Origin of the sequence: Desulfallas sp. Bu1-1, from assembly GCF_015594625.1 — a bacterium.
Lineage (GTDB): Bacteria > Bacillota > Desulfotomaculia > Desulfotomaculales > Desulfallaceae > JADNRQ01.
Map to the genome: position 1 here is coordinate 1 of NZ_JADNRQ010000119.1, position 255 is coordinate 255.

General features: G+C 56.9%; 1 protein-coding gene. It reads left to right on the plus strand.

Annotated elements, in window-relative coordinates:
- Window positions 1–255, plus strand: a 255-nt coding sequence (locus IT084_RS19195; protein ID WP_207744673.1) for a hydrogenase iron-sulfur subunit, incomplete at both ends; no start/stop codon positions are given.

The following is a 255-nucleotide window of genomic DNA, read 5'->3' on the forward strand; positions in this document are numbered from 1 at the left end:
GCAACAACCGCTGCAACAACCAAAGAAGGCAAGGATTTTGCTCCCAAAATCCTTGCCTTTTCCACAAACAACATTTCCGACCCGGGCATCGACCTGGCGGGCAGCGCGCACATGCATTACCCGCCAAACGTGATGGTGACCAGCATGCCCTGTACCAGCGGAATCAAGCCCGGGTGGATCTTGCGCGCGGTGGAAAAAGGTTTTGATGGTGTGTTTATCGCCGCCGACGGCGAGGAGTGCGCCTATCTTCCCGAC